The organism is Cryobacterium sp. Y57 (assembly GCF_002929505.1).
Taxonomy (GTDB): Bacteria; Actinomycetota; Actinomycetes; order Actinomycetales; family Microbacteriaceae; genus Cryobacterium.
This window is the reverse complement of the sequence record NZ_PJJL01000011.1, coordinates 1-1,705: the sequence shown is the minus strand read 5'-3', so window position 1 is coordinate 1,705 and position 1,705 is coordinate 1. Positions and strand designations below refer to the sequence as shown.

Sequence of the window (1,705 nt, the reverse complement as noted above, 5' to 3'; positions counted from 1 at the left end):
TGGGTGGTGGTCTTATCGATCACGAGCAGCTCGGTGCGAGCTATCTCGGCGAAATCATGGAACACTTCGATGCCGACGGCGGTCGACATCACGGTGTGGTGGGCAGCTCCGGCGGTGAGCCAGGCGGCGGCCGAGGTGGCGAAGTCGGGTTCTGGACGCCAGACGGCACGCCCGACGGGCAGGTTCGGCAGAGCGGCGGTCGGTTCGACGACTTCGACCACGTTCGCCACCAGACGGAACCGGTCGCGCATGTCGCTCATCGCCACCACCACGGCAGGACCGGGGTCGGCGTTGAAGACCAGGCGTACCGGGTCTTCGCGGCCGCCGATTCCGAGCGGGTGGATCTCCAGCGTCGGCCGCGACGTCGTCAGGGAGGGGCTCACCTCGAGCATGTGCGCTCCGAGAATCAGCTCGGCGCCGGGAGTGAGGTCGTAGGTGTAATCCTCCATCAGGCTCGCGCCACCTCGAAGCCCGGAGCCCATGACATTGGCGACGCGAACAAGAACGGATGTCTTCCAATCGCCTTCCGCACCGAAACCGTAGCCTTGGGCCATGAGGCGCTGCACGGCGAGCCCGGGAAGCTGACGCAGGGCGCCGAGGTCCTCGAAACTCGTGGTGAACGCGGCAAAGTCGCCGGCCTCGAGGAAGGTCTTCAGCCCCAACTCGATCGCCGCGCCGTAACGCAGCGACGCATGCCGTTCGCCGCCGTGGCGCAATTCGGGAACCACATCGTAGAGATCCTCATATTCGGCGACCAACGCATCGATGTCGGCATCCGCTTGTGAATGCACCGCCTCGGCGAGCTCGTTGACGGGCCACGTGTTGATCTGCACACCAAAGCGCAGTTCAGCTTCAGTCTTGTCGCCTTCGGTCACGGCGACAAAGCGCATATTGTCGCCAAAGCGGGCCAGCTTCATGCTGCGACTTGAAGCCCACCCAGCAGCAGCGCGGGTCCAGGAGCCGATACTTATACTGACGGCCGGGTTGGACACGTGGCCGACCACGGTCTTGCGGGTCACGCCGAGGCGGGTCTGGATGTAGCCGAACTCCCGGTCGCCGTGCGCGGCCTGATTGAGGTTCATAAAGTCGAAGTCGATCTCGGCCCAGGGCAGTTCGACGTTCGCCTGGGTGTGCAGGTGCAGGAGCGGCTTGGTGAGCGCGTCGAGGCCGGCGATCCACATCTTGGCCGGGGAGAACGTATGCATCCAGGCGATCAAGCCAATGACGCGATCGTCGGCATTGGCGTCAAGGGCGGCCCGGCGAATCGACTCGGAGTCCTTCAGAACGGGCTTCCAGACAATTTTCACCGGAACGTCGCTCGACGCGTCCAGCGCCCTAACGATTTCCTGGCTCTGCTCGGCCACCTGGCGCAGCGTCTCTTCGCCGTAAAGGTTCTGGCTTCCCGTGAGAAACCACACTTCGTAGTGATCGAGGGTCGTGGTGAGTGCAGCCATTACTGAAGTTCTCCTTGGGGTGCTTGTCCATACACGTTTTGATACCGATCGAACAGAGAGTCAATCGCCGCCTGCGGAATGGCCACGAGGGGCCCGCCCGCGCGGGCCAGCTGCACGGTGCGGGCCACGTCTTCAACCATCACGGCGGCCTTCACCGCGTCACGAGCATCCTTACCGATCGTGAATGGACCGTGATTGGCCATCAGTACGGCCCGTGAGCGATGGCCGGTGAGGGTCGCCACGATGCCGCG

The 1,705-nt window shown here is 64.0% G+C and carries 2 protein-coding genes; both read right to left on the bottom strand.

Annotation, left to right across the window (positions count from 1 at the left end; translation table 11 throughout):
- The coding region (araA, locus tag CXY72_RS00085) for an L-arabinose isomerase (protein ID WP_104125719.1) at positions 1-1,454 on the bottom strand (1,454 nt) is incomplete at its 3' end.
- On the bottom strand, positions 1,454-1,705 hold a 252-nt coding region (locus CXY72_RS00080; RefSeq protein ID WP_199183888.1), incomplete at its 5' end, for a class II aldolase/adducin family protein. The genes CXY72_RS00080 and araA, both read right to left, overlap by 1 nt.